We start from the raw sequence: 484 nt of genomic DNA on the forward strand, positions 1-484 counted from the left end.
CGGCCCCCGCCTTCGCGGCGTCCAGAGCCGCATCCGCGATTTGCGAAGGCGTGATGGGAATCTTTGGATGTTTCGCAACAACGGCAGAATTCCCACCGGTCACTGCACATGTGATGATGACTTTCTCTGACATTAAGAGCTCCTATGTTGATACTTTTTCATGCGATCAGCGGCGACGAAGGCACACTATGCAGAGTGCTTTCGCCGCCGTAGCGGTAGTGCCACCGTGGCAGCGCTTGTCACAATTTTGCTTCAGCAAAAAACGCTCATCGTTGCCTGTGATCGGTTCAGACCCCGTGGTTCGATAGTCTCGCCCGGCGCTGCGCTAGGAGTACCTCGATCACCATCCTGTCGCGGGCCGCCGCAAGTTCGCTCCTGCTGCGCTCGGCAGACATCGCGCGGCATCCCTCTTCCATGGCCCGAATGAATTCAGGCGTGAACTCTGGCGGTTTCACGTGAGAGAGAGATGGTTCGCTTCCCTGAT

At 57.4% G+C, this 484-nt stretch carries 2 protein-coding genes; both read right to left on the reverse strand.

Annotated features, from left to right (window positions below; translation table 11 throughout):
- A partial coding sequence (locus tag RAD10_RS41495) for a 3-keto-5-aminohexanoate cleavage protein (RefSeq protein WP_461621985.1) occupies nt 1–133 on the reverse strand: 133 nt, incomplete at its 3' end.
- 154 nt (nt 134–287) lie between these two features.
- Nucleotides 288–484: hypothetical protein (locus tag RAD10_RS41500; protein ID WP_461621984.1), on the reverse strand; the 197-nt coding region annotated here is incomplete at its 5' end.

The organism is Bradyrhizobium sp. 23AC, assembly GCF_054863025.1.